Genomic DNA, 20,779 nt, shown 5'->3' with positions numbered 1-20,779 from the left:
AAGAGTTTATTCATCGATTTTATAACCAATGCCCTTTACTGTATTAATATAAGATGTACCTAATTTTTTTCGTATGTTTTTAATATGTGTATCAATCATTCGAGTTTCTCCGTGATATTCGTATCCCCAAACCTTTTCTACGATGCTTTCTCTTGTGAGTACCTTTTTCTCATTTCGAAGTAGTAACTGTAGAATTTCGAATTCTTTTGTCGTTAAGGGAGTTTCCACCTCATTTACATATACTTTATATGCATCGCAATCAACATGTATCTCGAAATGATTATTTATACTTTGATTATAGCTTCTTCTCAGTACTGCTTCGATTCGTCTCATCAAAACATGAAAAGAAAAAGGTTTCGTAATATAATCATTGATTCCAAGATTAAAGACTTTCACTTGATTTTGTTCATCTTCTAATGCTGTTAGCATAAAAATGGCTACAGTCGACTGACTTCTAATCATTCTGACTACTTCAAATCCATTCAGGTTTGGCATCATTACATCGAAAAGAATTAAATCAAAGGATTGTTTATTAAATTGTTTCATTCCCTCTAATCCAACTTCAACTATATACTGTTGTGTCATTAAGAATTGTTTAATTAATTCTTGAATTTCTTGATCATCTTCTACCACTAGAATAGGATAGTTCATCTTTATATCACCTCTCGTAGCAATTATATCCTTCTAATCTGGAGTTGATGTGGAGATGTATTAGAATACAATGAAATACTATAAAAAATTTACTGGAAAACTATATTTATTTCATACTAGCTCCAGATTCAAGAGACATGTTTTATACATAAAGACACAAGACAGAAGGAGATAACAAAAATTAAAGTCAGCACCGTACATAAATAAGTACGCAAGTGTAAGGTAGGAAATGTAATGAAGCAATATTCTAAATGCATATCAAAAAGGATTGCGATTTACCTTAAATGACTTACTTTTATAAATGGAACAAGTGTTTTTTTACATCTCTAGGTAAACTCCTGATTAACTCCATACAAACTCCTGATTAACTCCATACAAACTCCAGATAGCATATTTAGAATAACAACTATCAAGGAGGTTAGGAAAAATGAATTTTATAAAACGAGCAATTCTTAGTATGAAAAAAAGAATAGGAACATCATTAATTTTGATGGCAGTATTCCTGATTGTTACAAATTTAGTGCTGGGAGGATTCGCGATCCAAAATGCATCACAAAAAGCTGCTGATTCAGCAAGAAAAAAACTTGGCGCAGATGTTACTTTAGGTCTTGATTTTGATAAATTAGGAAAACAAGCAAGGGAAACTGGCGAAATGCCTATTGTGCCAGATCTCAACATAAAAGAAGCAGAGCAGTTAGCGAAGTCCCAGTATGTAAAAGACTATAATTATATAACTAGTACTTTGGGAATTTCGGAGGGGCTTAAATTAGTAGGAGCTCCAGAAGAAGGAGAAGACGACGGAGGAGCAGGAGCAGGCAGAGCGGGAATGGCGGGTGTACGAGGAGGGTCAGCAGGTTCAGCTATAGAAATAGATATGAATTCTTCTTTTATGATAGAAGGAGTTCGGAAGACTTTATTACAAGAAAGTTTTAAAAATGGAAAAAGTAAAATCATTGATGGGAAACCAATTACAGAAAAAATGGAAGATAAGAATGTAGCTTTAATGGAAAAAAGATTAGCGGAACAAAACAAATTAAAAGTAGGAGATAAAGTTAAAATTCAATCAGGGGATAAGAAGAAAACCCTTGAAGTTGAAATTATTGGTATTTATGAAACGGCAGAACAAGGACTGGGCCAAAATCCCCCTCCTATAATGGATCCAGCTAATAAGCTATATATGCCTCACTCTACTTTAAAAAAATTAGAAGCAGATGAAGGTAATATAAGTAGTATTCAAGTCGTGTACTTCATGAACGATCCACTAGACATTGATGCATTTAAAAAAGAAGCAAAACAATCTGATATTGATTTTAAGTATTTTAAGTTAGACGCACATGATTCATTGTACAAACAAATGATTGGTCCTATCGAAAATATCTCTTCTACTTCTCAAATGATTATCTATATTGTATCTATTGCAGGTGCTATTATCTTAGGATTAATCATTATGTTATCGATTAAAGCACGTCGTAAGGAAATGGGAATTCTATTGTCCATTGGAGAGAAAAAATGGAAACTGATGGCGCAGTTCATGGTGGAAGTAGTATGTATTGCTATTTTAGCATTTGCATTATCTCTAGCAACAGGAGCTAAAGTTTCTCAATTTATAGGGGATAGCTTACTTTCGAGCGAAATTGCTACAGCAAGCGAAGAAGAAGAAAATCCGCAAAATAGTAGTACAGTTATGGTATCTGGACCTGGTGGTACGCTACAAAATGACACAGAAGATCCAATTGATGAAATTGATGTAAGTATAACAGGAGCGGATTTAGGAAAAATGGGGGGAATTGGACTAGCTATTGCTATATTAGCCACTCTTCTTCCAGCATTATCTATTCTGCGTTTAAATCCAAAACAAATCCTTTTAAAAGATGAATAAGGAGGCTCGATATGGAGACGATTTTACAATTTAAAAACTTAGATTATTATTATGAAAGTAACGGAAAAAAAGTAACGATACTAGAGAATGTTAATTTTTCTTTTCAAAAAGGGCTTTTCTATACGATTTTAGGGCCATCTGGATCTGGTAAAACTACAACTCTTAGCATAGGTTGTGGGCTGGATATACCTAAGAATGGTTATGTACTATATAATGGCAAGGATATTCGAAAAATTGGTTTGGATCGATACCGTAATCAAAATGTATCTGTAATTTTCCAATCCTATAATTTGATTACCTATATGACTGCTCTTCAGAATGTACTAACGGCAATGGAAATTACAGGTGTGAAGGTACAAAATAAAAAAGCAAGAGCATTAGAATTACTAGAGAAGGTAGGACTCACAGAAGTAGAAGCGAAACGCAACGTTTTGCAACTAAGTGGCGGGCAACAACAACGTGTAGCAATTGCTCGAGCACTATCTTGCAATGTGGATTTACTTATTGCTGATGAACCAACAGGAAACCTTGATGGAGAAACAGCAAAAGAGATTATTGAGTTGTTTCAGGAGCTCGCCCATCAAGAGAGTAAATGTGTAATTGTTGTTACGCATTCACAAGAAGTTGCAAAAAAATCGGATCGAGCAGTTTACTTAAGCAAAAAGAAGTTAGAAATAAAAGATATGAATAACCCCACTAAAGAAAAGTCGAAAAATATTAACTGTAACCCTATTGTAAAATAACATTTAAAGTGACCCTGAAAAGTTAGAATTGGTTATTTTATATGAAGTTTGCCCAAAATTAGTCTGGTAAGGTGTTGCACCCAAAAAGTTAGTGTAATAAATCTGAACTGCGCCCCAATCGTTAGACACACTCTAACAATTGGAGGTGCAGTTTTTCTATAGGTAAATTTACTGCTGAGGAAAAATAAGAAGCTGTTTTATGCTATTTAAGCAGCAAAGAAAGTTATAGAGAAGTTGGGAATCAATCAGTGTAGATCATAAATCAATCGTTAATTGGGTTAAACAATACGAACATAACGGCGTAAAAGTTTTTTGAAACCATATACAACGAGGGAAGATAGAATTTTACTTAAAGGAAGTCCGTAGAATTACAAATGATTTACATCAAAAGGGAATATATCCAAGCCCATTTAAAATAAAGCAGGAATTAAATTCTTCTGATTCTTTATTTCTATAAATGGAAGTAAGAGAAGGGGGGAAAGAGATAGTAACTCATCTAGGATATAAATAAAAAGAATTAATTACATATAATAAAAATATGCAATTAATTCTTTTTGAAAGCAGGACTAAAATGTTAACCAAGAATGGAAAAACTTAATTAAGATATTCCTTAAAAGGTGAAGAAATGGAATTAACAGTTACAGAAAGAACACTTAGAAATTGAGTAGAAAAATACGAAGCCGCAAAAGAGTTGCATGGAAATGGATTTGTAGGTCTTCTCCCTCAAACTAAAAAAGAGGAAATAGAAATTCAAAGTTACCCCAAGATACTATTGAGTTAATGAATAGAATTATAAGATAGTTATGAAACAATTAAACTAAAATCTGCAAAACAAGTTTATCGCGAATTACTTGTTAAATGCGAGGAATTCAATATTGATATTCCTTCATATCAAACTTTTTGTAATGCGATTAATAATCGTTCAAAATATGAAGTTGAAAAGTTTTTGAAATACACTTAAAAACTTGGAATATGGATGTGCAATATTTATGATAAGTTCAAGCTTCTAAGTTCATACAAGCCTCCACTTTATAAGCCTTTCGAAAATGAAATTTCAGCTGTAAAAATCACCTATTTAGATTTAACTAATATAGGAAAAAAACTTACGTGCGTTAATTTGTAAAGATGATAAGGTGAAAACTGTAATGAATATCCAAGTCTGTGCATTGGTGGAATATGATAATTCTCAACTATTATTAAAAGATAATGTGCTTATTTTAGAGTTAGGTGAACTCTGAGGATATAGTAGTAATTTTTACTTTTAATACGAAATACTTTGTTTGCACTTTATAGAAAACGTAATTTTTTACTGAAGCAGATTATGATAAGTTTTAAATAAGGGACATATGAATGTACAATTCAATATGGCGAAATTACTAAAATTTTGATTGATATACAGTTTAAAAAAGATACAACAGATAAGTTAAATTTATGAAGGATTGAACGACTAAAGCTTTACGTTCAACCCTTCTATTTTCGTTTTGAAGCGGAGAATATCAACCGTTTATGGACTCCTGCAAGTATTCATGTAATTTTTTGTATGGATTAAATCATTAAATTTCCTAAAGTTAAAATATAAAGCAAAACACTTCCTAAAGTAAGGAAATAAAGAATAACATTTCCTAAAGTCGAGATATCTATTGAGAAAAAAATTACCTATACATATATAATTTCCAACAAATTTATTGCTATAAATCCTTACTACTCTTATGGTTTATATATCGGAAATTTTATCCTTTATGTCACATATCCGTCTTTGACTTAAAGAATAAAATTTCCATTCGGAAACTTTATTCTTTATTTGTGCGCTCGGCATGCGTATGAACTATAGGGTGAAAGTCCCGAACCCCGAAGGCAGAAGTAGAGGTTAGCCAAGAGCAAGGGTGTCCGTGGTGACGCGGAATCTGGAGGCAAAACACCGGTCCGAGGAACACGAATCTCATATAAGGCTAGGTATGATTGGATGAGTTTGCAATTCAAAACAAAGTCCTTTCTGTCGAAGGTCATATCGAGTAAATGAGGCGGATAGATGGTGTGAAAGTGCATGTGCTTACCCGGGGAGGTCTGATGGAAACGTGAAGTACCCTTCATAAATTACTTGGTGACAAGTAGCTGAACCATCAGAAGTCAGCAGAGGTCATAGTACGATTGGGTCTAGAACTAATCGGAAGGGCTGAACAACTAAGAGAGAATAGCCCTTGGCATTCCACCTTGAATGAATAAACACAGAAAACAGGGAAACCTCACGCTTAGAAAGTAATGGTGAAGTCCATGAGGGTATTTGCAGAGGGTGTAGTTCAGGTGGGCATAAGAAGACAATCTATTCACGGAAAGGAACGAAATGGTGATGTTGAATCAAATTCTAGCACGTCCGAATATGATACAAGCATTAAAGCGAGTGGAAGCGAATAAAGGAAGCCAGGGAGTAGACATGATGCCCGTACAAACCTTACGTCAGCACATCCTCGAAAACTGGGAATCCATTAAAGCGCAAATTCTAACGGGAACCTATGAACCGCAACCAGTACTTCGTGTCGAAATCCCGAAACCAGACAGCGGTGTGCGTCTATTAGGAATCCCAACCGTGACAGACCGTTTGATTCAACAAGCTATATCGCAGATATTATCAAAGGAATATGACCAAACTTTCTCGGACAGCAGTTATGGATTCAGACCAAATCGGAGTGCTCATGACGCAGTCCGAAAAGCGAAGGGTTATATGAAAGAAGGATATCGTTGGGTTGTGGATATGGATTTAGAGAAATTCTTTGATAAGGTCAACCACGACTGATTAATGGCAACATTGGCGAAAAGAATTCACGATAAATCATTATTAAAACTTATCCGTAAATATCTCCAAGCAGGTGTCATGATAAATGGAGTTGTTTCAAGTACAGAGGAAGGAACACCGCAAGGTGGACCATTAAGTCCACTTCTTTCTGATATCGTGTTAGATGAGTTTGATAAAGAGTTAGAGAAACGTGGTCATAAATTCGTTCGCTACGCAGACGACTGCAATATCTATATGAAGAGTAAACGTGCGGGAGAGCGTACAATAGTAAGCGTACAGCGATTCGTCGAAGGAACACTACGCTTGAAAGTGAATGAGTCCAAATCAGCGGTAGACCGACCATGGAATCGAAAATTCTTGGGTTTTAGTTTTTCGTACCATAAGGAACCAAAAGTTCGAGTAGCGAAAACAAGCCTTCAGCGAATGAAGAAGAAAATACGAGAAATTACCTCTAGAAAGATGCCATTTCCAATGGAATATCGTATCAAGAAATTAAACCAATATCTAATTGGGTGGTGTGGATATTTTGCGCTCGCAGATACCCCTTCAATATTCAACAGATTAGACAGTTGGATTAAGAGAAGGTTGCGAATGTGTCTTTGGAAGAATTGGAAGAAACCCCGAACCAGAGTCAGAAACCTCATTCGTTTAAAAGTTCCATACGGAAAAGCATACGAATGGGGAAATACTCGAAAGGGATACTGGCGCATCTCAAAAAGCCCCATATTACACAGAACCCTCGGCAATTCCTATTGGGAAAGCCAAGGGCTGAAAAGTCTGCAAGTTCGTTACGAAACTTTGCGTTATTCATCTTAATTGAACCGCCGTATACGGATCCGTACGTACGGTGGTGTGAGAGGTCGGGAGTTAATTACTCCCTCCTACTCGATTGTGATTTTAAATATATATCTTTGCCGCCTTGGCAAGGATATATTTAATCTTATTTTAGGTAAGATTATACTTAAAAAGTAACCTTGTAATTAAATTACGAATATTAATAACTTGTCATCTCCGATACGATTGACAGATGAATGTATTGCTTAAGTTTTGGCGATTACTCAGTATGCAGGGGATGTCATGCTCGAAGCAGGCGAGCTTTTATTAAAGTTCATTTTAGACAATAAAATAACTAATGCTAAAAAATATACTCCTGATGGTACTAAGGTATCATGATTTATCAAAATCGATTTTAAATTTGATATTACCATTAGAAAGGGTTGCTTGCGTTTTATATCCTAATTGTTCAGCAAGGCTTTTAACAGTTGCAAGTCCGAGCCCAGTACCTGAAAAGTTCTTGTCACGAGAACTTTCTCCAACATAAAAAGGTTGCCATATTCTAGAAATATCTGTAAGCGTAGTATCATTACTAATTTCAAATACACCGTCTTGGTGAAAGATAATTTGAATTTGATCCTCAGAAGCGTATTTGACAGCATTACTAATCATATTTTCAAAAATGAAACGTACTTTATCTTGCTCAGTCGTCAGCATAAATTCAGTAACTTCAGTTTTAAAATAGATTTGTTTTTCCCTTTGTATATGTCGATAATTATCCAATAGTTCATTAATCAACATAATTAAATCAAAGTTAGTTTTATTTGAATCGTTTTCTTCTGTTTTGGCGAAATAAAGCATATCTGTTATTATTTTTTCCATTCTATCAACTTGCTTGTTAATGGTTGTAAGATAAGTTCCATCATCCATACCATCTTCAATTCCACTGGAATATACTCTAACTAATGCTAAAGGAGTTTTAAGCTCATGGGTTAAACCAATCATAAATTGCTTTAAGTCAATGTTCCGTTTAGATAAATCCTGTTGCGCTTTTTCGAGTGCCTTACTCATTTTATTAATACTTTTGGCAAGGTCCTCAATTTCATCTCCTGTTCGAATTTCAGCCTGTTTAAAATCCAACTCGCCAATTTCTTTTGCAACCTTTTTAAGTTCATTTAACGGTCTTGTTAGTTTTCGGGATAGAAAGGCAGTAATTATAATAATCATTAAGATACTGACTATCAAAAAGAAGATGTTAAAACGATTAATAAAATAGGCTATATCAATAAAATTAGCCATAGAGGCTCCAATCATAATTAGCTGATTACCTTCTTTTGAATAATGTGCGATAAAACTGGACTTTTGTTTTCCCTGATTGTAAACCTTGCCCACAATTTTATCCTCATTAACTTTTTGTAATACTTCTTCAGAAACCCAAAATTTATTAAGTGCAATATGTTCTCTTGCAAGTTGCTGTTTTAAATTTTCATTCAGGACATTAATATTATCTTCTAGCGATACTGAAAGAATAGTTACATCAAATCGATGCTCCACCAAACTCTTATCCTCAAATTCCTGGTACACTGAAAAAGCATTAGTTACGTTTTTGTTCAATTGATGAAGATAATACCTCGGTAGAAAAAAATGACTTACCGCAAGTGAGATGCTAAATGTGATGATAACAACAAGAGTTATATAAATCGTTAATTTTGTTCCAATTGTTCTTTTCATTCCCTTGTACTATATCCAACGCCTCGATGTGTTTGGATAATATCCTCTCCAATTTTTTCACGTAGACGTCGAATATGTGTATCTACTGTCCGTGGATCACCCTCATAGTCTATACCCCATATTAAATCAAGTAGTTGATCTCTCGTTAATATTTGTCTTCTATTTTGGCTAAATATACGTAAAAGCTCGAATTCAGTCTTTGTTAAAATCAATTCTTCTCCAGATTTCCATACGCGTTTGCTAGAAATATCAAATGAAACATCGTTTATTCGTTGAATGGATTCCATTTGCAACAATTTTTTTGCCCTCATTAATAAAACTTTTGGATAAAATGGTTTATTTACATAATCATCAGCGCCATCAGATAGAGCGATAAATTCATCCTCTCCTGTATCTCTAGCTGTTAGTATCAATACTTTAATTTTTTGATTCTTCTTCATTTCGCGGCAAACGGTAATCCCATCTTTTTCTGGCATCATCCAATCCAAAATGGCCAAATCAATTTTTTCATTATAGAAAATATCAAGTGCCTCTAAACCATTTGTAGCCGTAAATACCGTAAAGCCTTCCTTTTTGAAATAACTTTGTAAAATCCTTAACATATCTAGTTCATCATCAGCGATAAGTACATTCATATATTTATCTCCTAATTGTCATATTTCTCTAAATTATACTGTTCTATAATAGCAATTAATTTTTCTGGATATATAGGGTCTGTGGCATAATGATTTTTCTTCAAGGCATGTGCTGCTTCCTGATAATTCGCTGCAGCAAGAACATCATAATATTGATGCTTATTCCAACTCGTTCCTTCTAAAAATAATTTAGTATGGTCAATTAAGGCACTTTTCAAATCTGGATAAGCTCTAAATTCAGCTTCTATTGTATAACTTTTATTATTTTTATATTCAATAGTTGCCATTTTTACTGACATGCCATTGTAGCTACCTTTTATCCCAAATAAATTATTTGCTTTTACAGCCAATTCACTTTCACCATAATTTGATTCTAATATAGCCTGAGCTATTATTATGCTCGGTAATACTCCTCCTGTTTGTTGGTTTAATTCTACAGCTATAGGAGCGATTTCATCTATAAAACGAATTTCTCTATTTTCTTTCTGAAATGATCTTATAAAAAAAACAGAAAGTAAAGCTAAACTAACTACTAGAATAATTATAAACACATTGTATTTTTTATATTTGCAGATTCTTTTCATTATATAACCTCTTTTTAAATGAATTTATTACATGTATTTTAAAAGAGGAATGTTACAGTCATTTTACAAAAGAATAAGATTAGATGAAAAACCTTTAATATCATTAATGAATACTTTGTTCGCTTCTTTCTAAAAAAAAGTAGTACAAACTATAGTTTGTACTACTAATAAATAATTTTTACTAAACCTATGTGTAAAAGAATAAGGTTATTTGTTCAGTCCTTTTTTCAATGCATCCCAAATCGAATTATCAACCTCTATATCTTTTCTATCCGGTAGTTTGCCATTATCCTTAGCTTTCCAATAGGCCTCCTTGACTGGCTGACTTCCAAATTCAAAATCCATACCTTCCCACGTATCTTCACGAAATGCATAAAATGCCCAGTGCCAGCCATAATCATCGAAAATATCGATTAAATCCTTTATATATTGATCGGCACCGCCAACCATTCGGTTAATTCCAAACTCTTCAGCAATAATTCGGTTGTTTGGTATATTGTGTTGCTCTGTCCATTGTACAACTGGTTCTAAAAAATCTTTCAATGCAGCTTTATCGAACATTTTCTCTGCTTGATCTTCACCAACCTTTACCTTACCAGGATAAGTGTATGTGAATCCTTTTTTTCTATTTTGGCTTGTCATTTCATAAGGTTCATACATATGGAAAGCATATAACACATTATTGTCATCTATTGGTTTTAAATATTTAATCGCCCATGGAGTGGCAAATAAACCTGAATCTAAAATAATTGGTGTGTCAGAATCTACAATTCGTATCGAATCTACAATTGTTCCATAAAGCAGGTTTAAATCTGCAGGAGTATTTTCCAATTTGTTGTACCATTTGTTATAATCTTCAGTCCAAAAATCATTAAATCCCGTAGCTGTTTCAGGGTGTGGCTCATTCACTACGTTATATCCAACCACTGCAGGATGATCTTTCAAACGGAAGGCAAGATCTTTCCAAAAAAGTGCTGCTTGCTCATGATATTTAAAGTCTTGCCAAATACGGTCGTCATTTTCATAGTTATTAAACTGCCTCCAACGATTTCCTGGAAGACTTAGAACAGTCAGTACAACTTTTGACCCTCTTGCATATGCTGCATCCAAATCCTCTTTTAACTTTATAAAATCTTCTTCAACAATTCCCTCATATTGATCTGCATTACCGATTAAGAAATCCTTATTAGGACTAGGGTCAGGTTCGTCATTAAATAAGAAGCCTCTATCTTTTGACCATTTATCAGGTGCTAAACGGATAAATTCAATATTGAATCCATTCGCTTCTTCATAATTTTTCGGTAAAGAAGAAGAATTCATAAAGTTTGTACCTTTTCGTTGTTCAGTCCAAAAATCATTCTTTTCCTCCTTTACTTCCTCTACTTCCTGTATTTCATGTTTCTTTTCTTGCTCTAAGGAACTACAACCAGCAGCAAGTGCTACTGTTAAAAAACAACCAAGGGAGGCTATCATTTTGAATTTTCCTCTCAGCCATTTCCTTTGATTTATTTCTCTCATATTATCACCTCGTTTTATATACTACTGAACCAATGTTACGTGAAAGTGACAAATAAGCAGAGTTTAACGAGGGGTATTCAATAGGGGAGAGATAGCAATTTTAGTTTGTTATTAAATTGCTAATCGTGATTGATTCTTTGAATCTCTTTTATATAAATCTCCAAAATGACAACTTCCTGTAACAATAAGATGCTACAACATTAAATAAATTGTAGTTTTTTATGATAAATATAGAGGTGACATATGAAAGGTAATACGAAAAACACACAAAAAAATAGGGTATCAATGGTGAAATTAATCACTCCATTGAAGCCGTTAATAAGAAGGATGTTTCAACAGAAAATTAAGTGGAAATGTGTTATTTCCCTTATAATCTTCATTTTTCCAATCGCTACTTATTTATACGCGTCCCACTTTGAAACAAAATCATTGTCTATTACATGGACTGATATCAAAAATCCTAATATTCCTGAAAGTTTTCAAAATGTAAAGATTGTGCAATTCTCTGACACACACTTTGGACCGAATTTTTCTCATAAGCAGCAGAAAATGCTAATCGATCAAATAAATGAAATTAACCCCGATATTGTAGTCTTTACAGGTGATTTAATTGACAAGTTTCATGAGTATACTTCCGAAAGAAAATACTCACAAACTATTTTGTCCCAAATTCACGCACCTCTTGGAAAATATGCAGTGTTCGGTAATCATGACCGTGGAGGCGGCGGAGGGTATTTGTACGAACAGTATATGGAGGAAGCGGATTTTACAGTTTTAGTTAATGAAACTATAAAAATTAAGGCAAGCAATGATGACTATATTACGATTTCTGGTCTTGATGATTTTTTACTTGGCAAGCCAAAAGTGCAGCATACCCTTCAACACTTACAAGAGAAGGACTTTAACATATTGTTAGTGCATGAACCCGATGCAGTAGATGAAGTCCTTAAGTATTCAGTTGATTTTCAAGTATCTGGTCACAGTCATGGAGGACAAGTACAACTTCCATTCATTGGCCCTATTATCACTACTTCATTAGCAAAACAATATGTAGAAGGCATGTATTCATTAAAGGGGAAATCAAAACCATTGCAGTTGTATGTAAATCGAGGTATTGGTACAACAAGAATGCCTATACGCTTCTGGAGTAAGCCAGAACTTTCTGTTTTTTTATTAAAAAATTGAAGCTATCCGCAAGATCTCCTTTCCGTTTAATCTGGGAGAATAAATAAGGTTGGTTTTTAATGTGCCCCGGCATGCGTATGAACTATAGGGTGCAAGTCCCAAACCACGAAGACAGAAGTAGAGGTTAGCCAAAAGCAAGGGTGTCCGTGGCGACGCGGAATCTGGAGGCAAAACACCAGTCCGAGTAACACGAATCTTATATAAGGCTAGGTGATAAAGAGTTTCATCGAAGAAGAGTACAGTCGCCCAGGAGCAGAAGAGAATCTAAAAGTTGGAGACGTGAATCAAGCGTGGAAAAATCATACCTGCTTTGTTAAATAAAGCTCGCCCTATACAAATGCTGGCACCTGTGTTTGAGAGTGTGGGTAAACTATCATTAACCAATTATCTAATGCAAACCGTTATTTGTACGGCTGTATTATATGAATATGGTTTAGGGTTATCTGGAAAATTAGGCATTTTTAGCGGAATGCTATTCGGCATAGTTCTATACAGTTTCCAATGTATTTTCAGCATAGTATATTTAAAGAAATTTAAACGAGGACCAATAGAAAGTATACTCCGAATTTGGACAAATTTGTCTTGGAACGGACAGTAAGAAAACAGAAAGAAAGTGCTTTACATGAATAGTGACTCCAAAGACGACTTTAAAGATATATGGTGACTTTTAAGCATATGTAAACATCCTCTTCTGGACGTGGGAAAGGGATAGGAACTGAACTTAAACGATGGGCAACATCGTGCAAGAGAATGCGGTTGTCACTTGGTTCAATGCTTTACTTGTTTCTGAACGAATAGGTATTATAGCACCGCACGATGGATTAAAAATGAAACTTTAAAATTTCTCTTATTCAGCTAAAGGGGATGTTCGTATTAGTTGAACATCTTTGAGCTGCCTAAACGGCTCCTTTTTTATTCAACTGGGGAATCAGATGGAACTGAACTTCAATAAATTGGGCATCTGTTCAGTAGGGGAAAAGCTGCCGCCAGCAAAGTACAGGCAGGAGCCTCAACAAGTTGCCTAACTTCATTTTACAAGTTCTTCACAAAGGGTGCATTTTATTTCTCAACAGCTTTTTATTAGATATCCAGAAAAGAATGAATTATTTGCATAGATTTTACCTGATATGAAGATTAAATAAAGATATGGCAATGACGTTGATTCAACTTACTTACTCGCTTAATATGGACATGTAAAGTTCATATAAATAGATTGAATGTTACTTACATTTAATCTTGGTTAGAATGAACTTAGAATATTAAATAATTAAGCAGGGGATAAAAATGATTGATCCAATATTAATTATAGAAGATGAGGATATTTTACGAGAAATTCTTAAAGATTATTTTCTAAATGCAGGTTATTCGGTTTTAGAAGCTAAAGATGGTGAAGAGGCACTAAAGGTATTTCAAGAAAATGAGCTTAGTTTAATTATATTAGATATTATGCTACCTAAATTAGATGGATGGACTATTTGCCGACGAATTAGAAAAACTTCAAATATCCCAATTATTATGTTGACTGCTCGTACAGATGAAGATGATACATTATTAGGTTTTGAATTAGGAGCCGATGATTATGTAACGAAACCTTACAATCCACTAGTTTTATTAGCACGTGCCAAAAGGTTATTACATCAACGGGAACAGAAAAATGGTGTAGTAGGTGATTATCTAGAAAGCGGCGGCATTAAAATTTATATTCCGTCTAGGACAGTACAAGTAAATAATGAAGAGATTTCATTAACGCATACAGAATATGAAATGCTATTGTATTTAATGGGAAATAAAGGGATAGTTATAACTAGAGAGCAGCTTATAACAAAAGTATGGGGTTATGAACATATTGGAGATGACCGAACGATTAATAGTCACATGCGAAACTTGCGAAACAAATTAGGCGACCATTCCACATGTATAAAAACGATTGTTCGAACAGGTTATAAATTTGAGGACATGCGATGAAAAGAGGAATTGTATTTAAGTTGTTTTTATTAACAACAATGCTTTGTATACTTATATTGGCTACCATTTTTGTCGGACAAACAATATTCTTCAAACAATTTTATATGAATAAAAAAGTAGAAGATTTAGAATCCAATTTAACTGTATTTGAAAAAGAATATCGAAAAAATAGTAATGACATTGCAAAAATTCAGCAGCTTGAAAGAGATTTTGCTGAAAAAAATAATGCTTGGATTACAATATTGGATCAGTATGGTCTTTTAAAGCATGAGGATGATTTCTACATTGAAATACAGTTAAATGAGTATTATCAAAAACTAATTGGTATGAAAACAACTAAAGTTCCTTTATATATGATTGATGAGGATAATTCGGTCCAGTTGTCGGAATCATTATTGAAGAACAGTCAAGTATATATAATTGGATTCTTGAAAGAGTCGCAAATAATTCCAATCGAAATAATGATTGAACCAGCCGAAATAAATATTAATAATGAAGCGGATAGTAGAAATCAAAATATATTGGCAAAATCTTTTACTTTCACAAATAATATGCTCTATGAAAAAATAGGAGGAACTAGGGAAAATTTAAAAGAAGTATTTATATCTAATGAAAATTCTGATTTGGTTAATCTAGGAGGGGAAATTATTAATATTCAACTTCCAGAAAGTAATGATTTATCCAACGTCATTTATTCTAATACATTATTTTTAGAGCAAATTAAAGATTTTCAAAATAAGTTATTATTAGATAAACTTGATTTTCCTAATTCCACTACACAACTAATTAATTATGAACAAAATGATATTAAATATAAGATTTTAATTGCAAAATCAGATGAAACGAATTCATATATATTTTCAATGACTTCGCTACAACCAGTTGATGAAGCTGTGCAAATGATTGAAGAATATTATATTTACATTGTTGCTTTTGTTTCTTTATTAATATTATTGGCATCTTATTACTATTCAATAAAAATTGCAAAGCCATTATTAAGGATTACTCATACAACGGAGAAAATAGCGAATTTAGATTTTTCTGAGACAATTGCTGTTCATTCAAATGATGAAATTGGAAATTTATCGAGGAATATCAACTTACTTTCGAACGGGTTAAGTATGTATATTGAACAGTTACAGCAAGACATTGAAAAGGAAAAAAAGCTAGAAAATACGCGTAAAGAGTTTATTTCTGGTGTATCACATGAATTAAAAACACCTTTAAGTATTATGAAAAGCTGTATAACAATATTGAGAGGGAATGTTGCAAAACATAAGAAAGAGTATTATTTCGATGCATTGGAAAAAGAAGTTGATAAGATGGATTTATTGATTATCGATATGCTTGAATTAGCAAAGTATGAATCGGGAACATATAAAATGAAAATAGATTCTTTTTATATTCATTCACTATTAGAAGAGATTTGCGAAAAATTAATGCCTGAAATACAACAAAAACAATTGCAAGTTGAAACCCATGTATCACAGATCAAAGTAGAAGCCAACAAACGCCATATCGAACAGGTTCTTACGAATTTTTTGACAAATGCTATCCGATATTCTCCTTCGCAAGAAAGAATAATTTTGGCGTTGGAGGTGAAAGGAGAACTGGTGAAAATAAGTGTGGAGAATAGAGGTGCTCATATTGCAAAAGAACATCTAGAGAAAATTTGGGAGCGCTTTTATCGGATTGATGCTTCTAGAAAAAGGTCAGACGGTGGTACTGGCTTAGGACTGGCAATTTCGAAAAATATATTAATGCTACATGGGGTAGAATACGGTGTTTGCAATACAAATAATGGCGTACAGTTTTATTTTTATCTACCAATTAAAGAGTGAAAAACAGCTCATACAAACGGTTTTATAAACCATTCGTATGGGCTGTTTTTTATGGAGCTACATAATTTCATATTGTTTTTATTTTGTAAAGAATTCAATTATCCCATCTACGATAGATATAGCAGTTTTGTTTTGAAAATCTTTAGAAACCATTCGGATTTCATCTTCTTTATTTGACGTAAAGCCCAGTTCTAGTAATACTGCAGGAGCAGAATTGTTCTTTAAAACATAAAAATCACTGTCTTTTACACCACGATTTTTGGCATCATTATTTTGCCTAAAGATAGATGCTAGCAGGATTTTAGCTAAATTTTCACCCTTATTTTGATGTGAGCTGTAATGAACAGTTATTCCGTTAACACTAGGATCGGTAAAAGCGTCGTGATGAATACTAATATACAAATCAGCTGAAGCATCATCGGCAATTTGAATTCTTTTTTGTAAAGCTTCTATTTGATTACGCCCTAAATCTATATCTTTATCACGTGTTAGGATGACTGTTGCGGCTGTTCTTTTTTCAAGCTCCTGCTTAATATTTAGTGCTACTGTAAGATTCACCTCTTTTTCTCTTGTTCCATAGGTTAAGCCAGTTGTGCCAATATCAACGCCGCCATGGCCAGGATCAATCACAATGTTTTTTCCTTCTAATAAATCAATGGTACTACTTTCTACTATAGTATTGTCAATTTCAATTATCTCAGCACGATTACCTTGAGTAACATACATTAGATAAACAATACTAGCACAACTAATAGATACTAAAAGATACTTCCAACTATTTTTCTTCATTTTTTTCATACTCCAACTATTAAATTCAACTGCTTAACGTGAACCAATAGTAAGATACCTAGATAAAGATAAAATGAAGAAAGGATAAATATGAAGTAAAACTAATTCCTGACTGTGCTTTAGGTTCAAAGATAAATCGATGAACCGTTGAGAAAGGAAAGTTATCATACACCATTCAATTAAATAGAGTCAGTAATCTTCTTTAATTTAACTCGACACAATCTGCATTTTATCTTTATATTGTTCAATTAAACTAACTTTTGAAGAGGAGAGGTTGAACAATTTGAAAACAAAAACATCACGAAAAACTATCATGAAAAGTTGGATAATAATAGGAATGGTTTTAACTACTATTCTAATGTTCTATATGAGAGAGAAGCCCGAAGCATCATCTGTCAAAATAATTGCAACGGAACAAAGTAAACAAATAGCACCAAAGGAACAAAGTGAAGTCATAAAAGAGGAGCCTAAAATAGAGAATAAACTATCGATTAAACCCGTAGGAAAAGTTGTATATCTAACATTTGATGATGGTCCTAGTCAATTGACGGGACGATTTTTAGATGTATTAAAAGAACATGATGTAAAAGCAACTTTTTTTATGCAAGGGGTTAATTTACAGAATACGAATTTACAAGACAATGTAAGACGAGCTACGTCTGAAGGGCATTATGTAGGAGCACATAGCATGACACATAATAGTAAACGTTTGTACACAGACGGTAAATTTGTACAAGAAATGAATGAAACAATTGCTATAATTCATGATCTTACAGGTGAAAACCCTAAATTAGTTAGAGCTCCATATGGTTCAGTTCCAGGCTTAGATAATGAACAACTGCGCAATCAAATTGTAGAAGCGAATATTAAAGTATGGGATTGGACAATTGATTCTTTAGACTGGAAATTGAAAAATAACCCATATCAAATTGTAGAAAACGTTAAAAATGGAACTTCGAGAGATATAGAAGTTGTACTCATGCACGAAGTAAGTCAAACACTTCAAGTACTTCCAAACATTATTTCTTTTTATAAGGAAAGAGGGTATAAGTTTGGGGTTTATAATGACTTCCTTCATTTCCCTTTAAATTTCCACAACGATAAACGATTGTGAAAAATGTAGGTGGATGTATTATATAAATCAATAAAATTGAGAATACGAGGTGACGTGTCTAACTAGTGTGTCAAAAAAGTATAATAAAGAATTTAAACAAACGGTAGTTTCACTTTTTCACTCGAGTACAATTGTCAATCTACTTTCTAGAGAATGATGGCGTGTCATTGTACCACCTAATGATAATTCATAAAAGCGACTTCGCATTCTAAGTTGCGATTAGGTGAATTCGAAATTGTACAGGATTCATCTTTTTAAATTCTGTTGGAGATTTCATTCCGAATTCACCTAATCTTGATTTTATCTGTACATTGTTCTGCAATAATTATTTGTGTTGTACAAATAAATGAAAAGAGGGATTAAGATGAGTAAAAAGAATTTATTCATTGCACTTGGTATATCAACAGCATTTTTAGTAGGCGCCGTGGGTATACCTACGCTAAACAAATTCAGAAAGAAGAGTCAGTAAAACCCGTACAAATAGTCAACACAAAAACGGATGATACAACAAAATAAGAAAGTAAAGAGCTACCAACTCAATTTAGTTTTACTGATGAGGATTTGTTTACAACGAATGATCAGCCTGATTACTTTTTTTAGATGATGCAATTTCTACAACCGATTTACCAGTTACCAATTCTTGTTTTAATTCTGTTGTATTCATATTTAATAAAGAAAATAGGTCCTGATTATTTAAGAATGCATTAGAGAATGGATCTAAACAAGAAGTGATTGAGGGTATTGCTAAGGCACAAAAAGAGGTGCAGTTTAAAGGAGGAGAAACAAAAGAAACGAAAGAAAAATATTCTAAATGTATCGAAACAAATAATTGAGTACAAATAAACGGTAATAAATTTTCTTACCACTTTAAAAACATGTCAAACCGGTGATATATCATTAATTATAGAATTAGTAAGAATACAGATTATACAAATGGTTTTGTTAACCCTTTGTATAATCTGTTCTTTTTATAAAGTTACATGAACTCATTTCTGGCACGAATTGAAAAGTGCCATTAAAGATGGGTATTACATTTTCTTTAAATCATTGAAAAAAAGCGTTTTACAAATTTATGCTGGGAGGATGCGCTATCCAAAATGCATCACAAAAAGCTGCTGATTCAGCAAGAAAAAACTGGGCGGGAAATAACATTATTTTAGCAATAGTTAGTCCAATCCCCAACATTTTTCCTAAATCCCCACCTGTTACACTTACATCAATTTTATCAATTGGATCCTCTGTTTAACCAATACTTTCGGAATTTCGGATGGGCTTAAATTAGTAGGAGCTTTAGAAGAAGAAGAAGAGGCAAGTTGAGCGGGAATAGCGGGTGTACGAGGAGAATCAGGTTCAGCTACGGAAATAGATTTGAATTAAGTCATAATATATAAAGGGTGATACATATTAGTCAAATATAATATGTATCACCCTTTTACTTTTTGCTCAGTAATCGCGCTAGATTGGGATATTATGTTAATATCGATGTTTATCTTGTCGTTTTATTACTGATTAGTTAATTTATTTTTACCATGGAGTTTCAGTTTTATGCTCGATGACATGTATCACTTTTGGTTCAATATTTTTTAACATTTGCTCATATTGTTTACTATCGACATTTTCACCCTGAAATTGTACATCAGTCTGTGTTTTTGAAATGACATTAATTACTTGTTGTTTAGTAACGTTTTTAGAAGCTGCAATCTCCACTACTGATTTTCCTGTTGCCAATTCTTGTTTTAATTCTTGTGCGTTTATTTTTAATAAAGACAATAAAATTTCATCGTTCAAATAAAAGTCTGCAGTATAATCAGGTTTACCGTTTAAAGAAAATAAACCTTCGACTTTAATATTTGAAGGTGTAGGTTTACCTTCTAATACTTTTTGGATTTCTTCAGGGGTTGGTTCTTTAATTGTTTGAATTTCTTCAGGGATTGGTGCTTTAATAGAATTTACAGTTTCTATCGACTCATGTATTTCTTTTTTTTGAGTAGCATAGGCACTGCCAGCTCCTAGTAATAATGCTGTTGACATTCCAAGTACAGTGAATAATTTTGTCTTAGGATTTAACATTTTAAAACCTCTTTTCATTGTTTTATTGGGTGTTACAAGTTCTAATATAAACGCAGCATATAAAGATGAAGTGAAGATGATATAAAGTTGAAATCAAACTTTATTCTTCCACTAATCGATGCTTCAAAAGATTTGGATCCATTAGTGAAACAATTGTCGAATAGAATAGCAACCGTGTTAGAAGTCAATGAGTTAAAGGAGAAAGCTAAATCTGAATTTGAGATGATGTTAAAGGAGTTAAGTAGTTACGAAAGTGATATTAATTTTCTAATCAGAGATATTGAAGAAATGCTATCTTATTAAATCTTTTTATCGAGAGTGCCGTATTAAGTAATAACTTATAAATTAATTAAATAATGCTATAAAACAAGTATTTTAAATTTAAAAGTTCTTTTTAATGCCTTCCACAATTATTGAAGTGACCCCTAAAAGTTAGACACGGTTATTTCATTAGGCAGCTTGAGTAAAATGAGTTCGGTATTGAACCGGACTCATTTTTAATTTTGCCT

14 protein-coding genes and 2 pseudogenes are annotated in these 20,779 nt (G+C 33.1%); 9 read left to right on the top strand and 7 right to left on the bottom strand.

Going from position 1 to position 20,779, the window contains the following annotated elements; genetic code table 11:
• Window positions 1-6 precede the first annotated feature (6 nt).
• Complete coding sequence (locus ACQKN4_RS21435) at window positions 7-651, bottom strand: response regulator transcription factor (protein ID WP_079563414.1); 645 nt, start codon at window positions 649-651, stop codon at window positions 7-9.
• Between the two features lie 427 nt (window positions 652-1,078).
• On the opposite strand from ACQKN4_RS21435, the gene ACQKN4_RS21430 reads away from it, so the two are divergent.
• From ACQKN4_RS21430 to ltrA, 3 genes and pseudogenes are all read left to right on the top strand, one after another.
• Window positions 1,079-2,530 (top strand): ABC transporter permease, encoded by a 1,452-nt coding sequence (locus ACQKN4_RS21430; protein WP_079563413.1) that lies wholly within the window; start codon window positions 1,079-1,081, stop codon window positions 2,528-2,530.
• Window positions 2,531-2,541: 11 nt separating this feature from the next.
• Window positions 2,542-3,273 carry an ABC transporter ATP-binding protein gene (locus ACQKN4_RS21425; protein WP_079563412.1) on the top strand — a complete coding sequence of 244 codons (732 nt, stop codon included), beginning with the start codon at window positions 2,542-2,544 and terminating at the stop codon, window positions 3,271-3,273.
• Window positions 3,274-5,617: 2,344 nt separating this feature from the next.
• Window positions 5,618-6,880: pseudogene (gene ltrA / locus ACQKN4_RS21420) on the top strand (group II intron reverse transcriptase/maturase).
• 351 nt (window positions 6,881-7,231) lie between these two features.
• Here ltrA and ACQKN4_RS21415 read toward each other — a convergent pair.
• From ACQKN4_RS21415 to ACQKN4_RS21400, 4 genes are all read right to left on the bottom strand, one after another.
• A complete protein-coding gene (locus ACQKN4_RS21415; RefSeq protein WP_427484762.1) occupies window positions 7,232-8,569 on the bottom strand; it encodes a histidine kinase dimerization/phospho-acceptor domain-containing protein in 1,338 nt (445 codons plus the stop codon).
• Window positions 8,566-9,204 (bottom strand): response regulator transcription factor, encoded by a 639-nt coding sequence (locus ACQKN4_RS21410; RefSeq protein WP_427484761.1) that lies wholly within the window; start codon window positions 9,202-9,204, stop codon window positions 8,566-8,568. Before ACQKN4_RS21410 ends, ACQKN4_RS21415 begins: the two co-directional genes overlap by 4 nt.
• Window positions 9,205-9,215: 11 nt before the next feature.
• Window positions 9,216-9,788 carry a glycoside hydrolase family 73 protein gene (locus ACQKN4_RS21405; RefSeq protein WP_427484760.1) on the bottom strand — a complete coding sequence of 191 codons (573 nt, stop codon included), beginning with the start codon at window positions 9,786-9,788 and terminating at the stop codon, window positions 9,216-9,218.
• A gap of 207 nt (window positions 9,789-9,995) precedes the next feature.
• Window positions 9,996-11,261, bottom strand: coding sequence for a glycoside hydrolase family 5 protein (locus ACQKN4_RS21400; RefSeq protein ID WP_427484780.1), 1,266 nt, complete (start codon window positions 11,259-11,261; stop codon window positions 9,996-9,998).
• A 372-nt stretch (window positions 11,262-11,633) separates the two neighbouring features.
• On the opposite strand from ACQKN4_RS21400, the gene ACQKN4_RS21395 reads away from it, so the two are divergent.
• The 4 genes from ACQKN4_RS21395 (at window position 11,634) to ACQKN4_RS21380 (ending at window position 16,297) form a co-directional block, all read left to right on the top strand.
• Window positions 11,634-12,491, top strand: a complete 858-nt coding sequence (locus ACQKN4_RS21395; RefSeq protein WP_427484779.1) for a metallophosphoesterase — start codon at window positions 11,634-11,636, stop codon at window positions 12,489-12,491.
• A 310-nt stretch (window positions 12,492-12,801) separates the two neighbouring features.
• The gene (locus ACQKN4_RS21390) at window positions 12,802-13,089 is read left to right on the top strand and encodes a DUF418 domain-containing protein (RefSeq protein WP_427484759.1); all 288 of its coding nucleotides are present in this window, start codon (window positions 12,802-12,804) and stop codon (window positions 13,087-13,089) included.
• A gap of 686 nt (window positions 13,090-13,775) precedes the next feature.
• Window positions 13,776-14,456 carry a response regulator transcription factor gene (locus ACQKN4_RS21385; protein WP_427484758.1) on the top strand — a complete coding sequence of 227 codons (681 nt, stop codon included), beginning with the start codon at window positions 13,776-13,778 and terminating at the stop codon, window positions 14,454-14,456.
• A complete protein-coding gene (locus ACQKN4_RS21380) occupies window positions 14,453-16,297 on the top strand; it encodes a sensor histidine kinase (RefSeq protein WP_427484757.1) in 1,845 nt (614 codons plus the stop codon). Before ACQKN4_RS21385 ends, ACQKN4_RS21380 begins: the two co-directional genes overlap by 4 nt.
• Window positions 16,298-16,375: 78 nt before the next feature.
• Here the strand turns inward: ACQKN4_RS21380 and ACQKN4_RS21375 are convergent, their stop codons facing one another.
• Window positions 16,376-17,086 (bottom strand): N-acetylmuramoyl-L-alanine amidase family protein, encoded by a 711-nt coding sequence (locus ACQKN4_RS21375; protein ID WP_427484756.1) that lies wholly within the window; start codon window positions 17,084-17,086, stop codon window positions 16,376-16,378.
• Between the two features lie 313 nt (window positions 17,087-17,399).
• Between ACQKN4_RS21375 and ACQKN4_RS21370 the strand changes: the two genes are divergently transcribed.
• Window positions 17,400-18,200, top strand: coding sequence for a polysaccharide deacetylase family protein (locus ACQKN4_RS21370; RefSeq protein ID WP_427484778.1), 801 nt, complete (start codon window positions 17,400-17,402; stop codon window positions 18,198-18,200).
• A 1,524-nt stretch (window positions 18,201-19,724) separates the two neighbouring features.
• Here ACQKN4_RS21370 and ACQKN4_RS21365 read toward each other — a convergent pair.
• Window positions 19,725-20,063: pseudogene (locus tag ACQKN4_RS21365) on the bottom strand (hypothetical protein); the annotation flags it as partial.
• 294 nt (window positions 20,064-20,357) lie between these two features.
• Here ACQKN4_RS21365 and ACQKN4_RS21360 point away from each other — a divergent pair.
• The gene (locus ACQKN4_RS21360) at window positions 20,358-20,573 is read left to right on the top strand and encodes a hypothetical protein (RefSeq protein WP_427484755.1); all 216 of its coding nucleotides are present in this window, start codon (window positions 20,358-20,360) and stop codon (window positions 20,571-20,573) included.
• Window positions 20,574-20,779 lie beyond the last annotated feature (206 nt).

This window comes from Lysinibacillus sp. NPDC093692 (assembly GCF_050280125.1).
In the GTDB taxonomy this organism is placed as follows: Bacteria; Bacillota; Bacilli; order Bacillales_A; family Planococcaceae; genus Lysinibacillus.
This window is presented reverse-complemented; position numbering and strand designations above follow the sequence as displayed.

Bases quoted from the DNA above. Each gene is read 5' to 3' on its own strand.
- ACQKN4_RS21435 (WP_079563414.1), bottom strand. From the start codon at position 651: ATGAACTATCCTATTCTAGTGGTAGAAGATGATCAAGAAATTCAAGAA.
- ACQKN4_RS21430 (WP_079563413.1), top strand. From the start codon at position 1,079: ATGAATTTTATAAAACGAGCAATTCTTAGTATGAAAAAAAGAATAGGA.
- ACQKN4_RS21425 (WP_079563412.1), top strand. From the start codon at position 2,542: ATGGAGACGATTTTACAATTTAAAAACTTAGATTATTATTATGAAAGT.
- ACQKN4_RS21415 (WP_427484762.1), bottom strand. From the start codon at position 8,569: ATGAAAAGAACAATTGGAACAAAATTAACGATTTATATAACTCTTGTT.
- ACQKN4_RS21410 (WP_427484761.1), bottom strand. From the start codon at position 9,204: ATGAATGTACTTATCGCTGATGATGAACTAGATATGTTAAGGATTTTA.
- ACQKN4_RS21405 (WP_427484760.1), bottom strand. From the start codon at position 9,788: ATGAAAAGAATCTGCAAATATAAAAAATACAATGTGTTTATAATTATT.
- ACQKN4_RS21400 (WP_427484780.1), bottom strand. From the start codon at position 11,261: ATGATAGCCTCCCTTGGTTGTTTTTTAACAGTAGCACTTGCTGCTGGT.
- ACQKN4_RS21395 (WP_427484779.1), top strand. From the start codon at position 11,634: ATGTTTCAACAGAAAATTAAGTGGAAATGTGTTATTTCCCTTATAATC.
- ACQKN4_RS21385 (WP_427484758.1), top strand. From the start codon at position 13,776: ATGATTGATCCAATATTAATTATAGAAGATGAGGATATTTTACGAGAA.
- ACQKN4_RS21380 (WP_427484757.1), top strand. From the start codon at position 14,453: ATGAAAAGAGGAATTGTATTTAAGTTGTTTTTATTAACAACAATGCTT.
- ACQKN4_RS21375 (WP_427484756.1), bottom strand. From the start codon at position 17,086: ATGAAGAAAAATAGTTGGAAGTATCTTTTAGTATCTATTAGTTGTGCT.
- ACQKN4_RS21370 (WP_427484778.1), top strand. From the start codon at position 17,400: ATGAAAAGTTGGATAATAATAGGAATGGTTTTAACTACTATTCTAATG.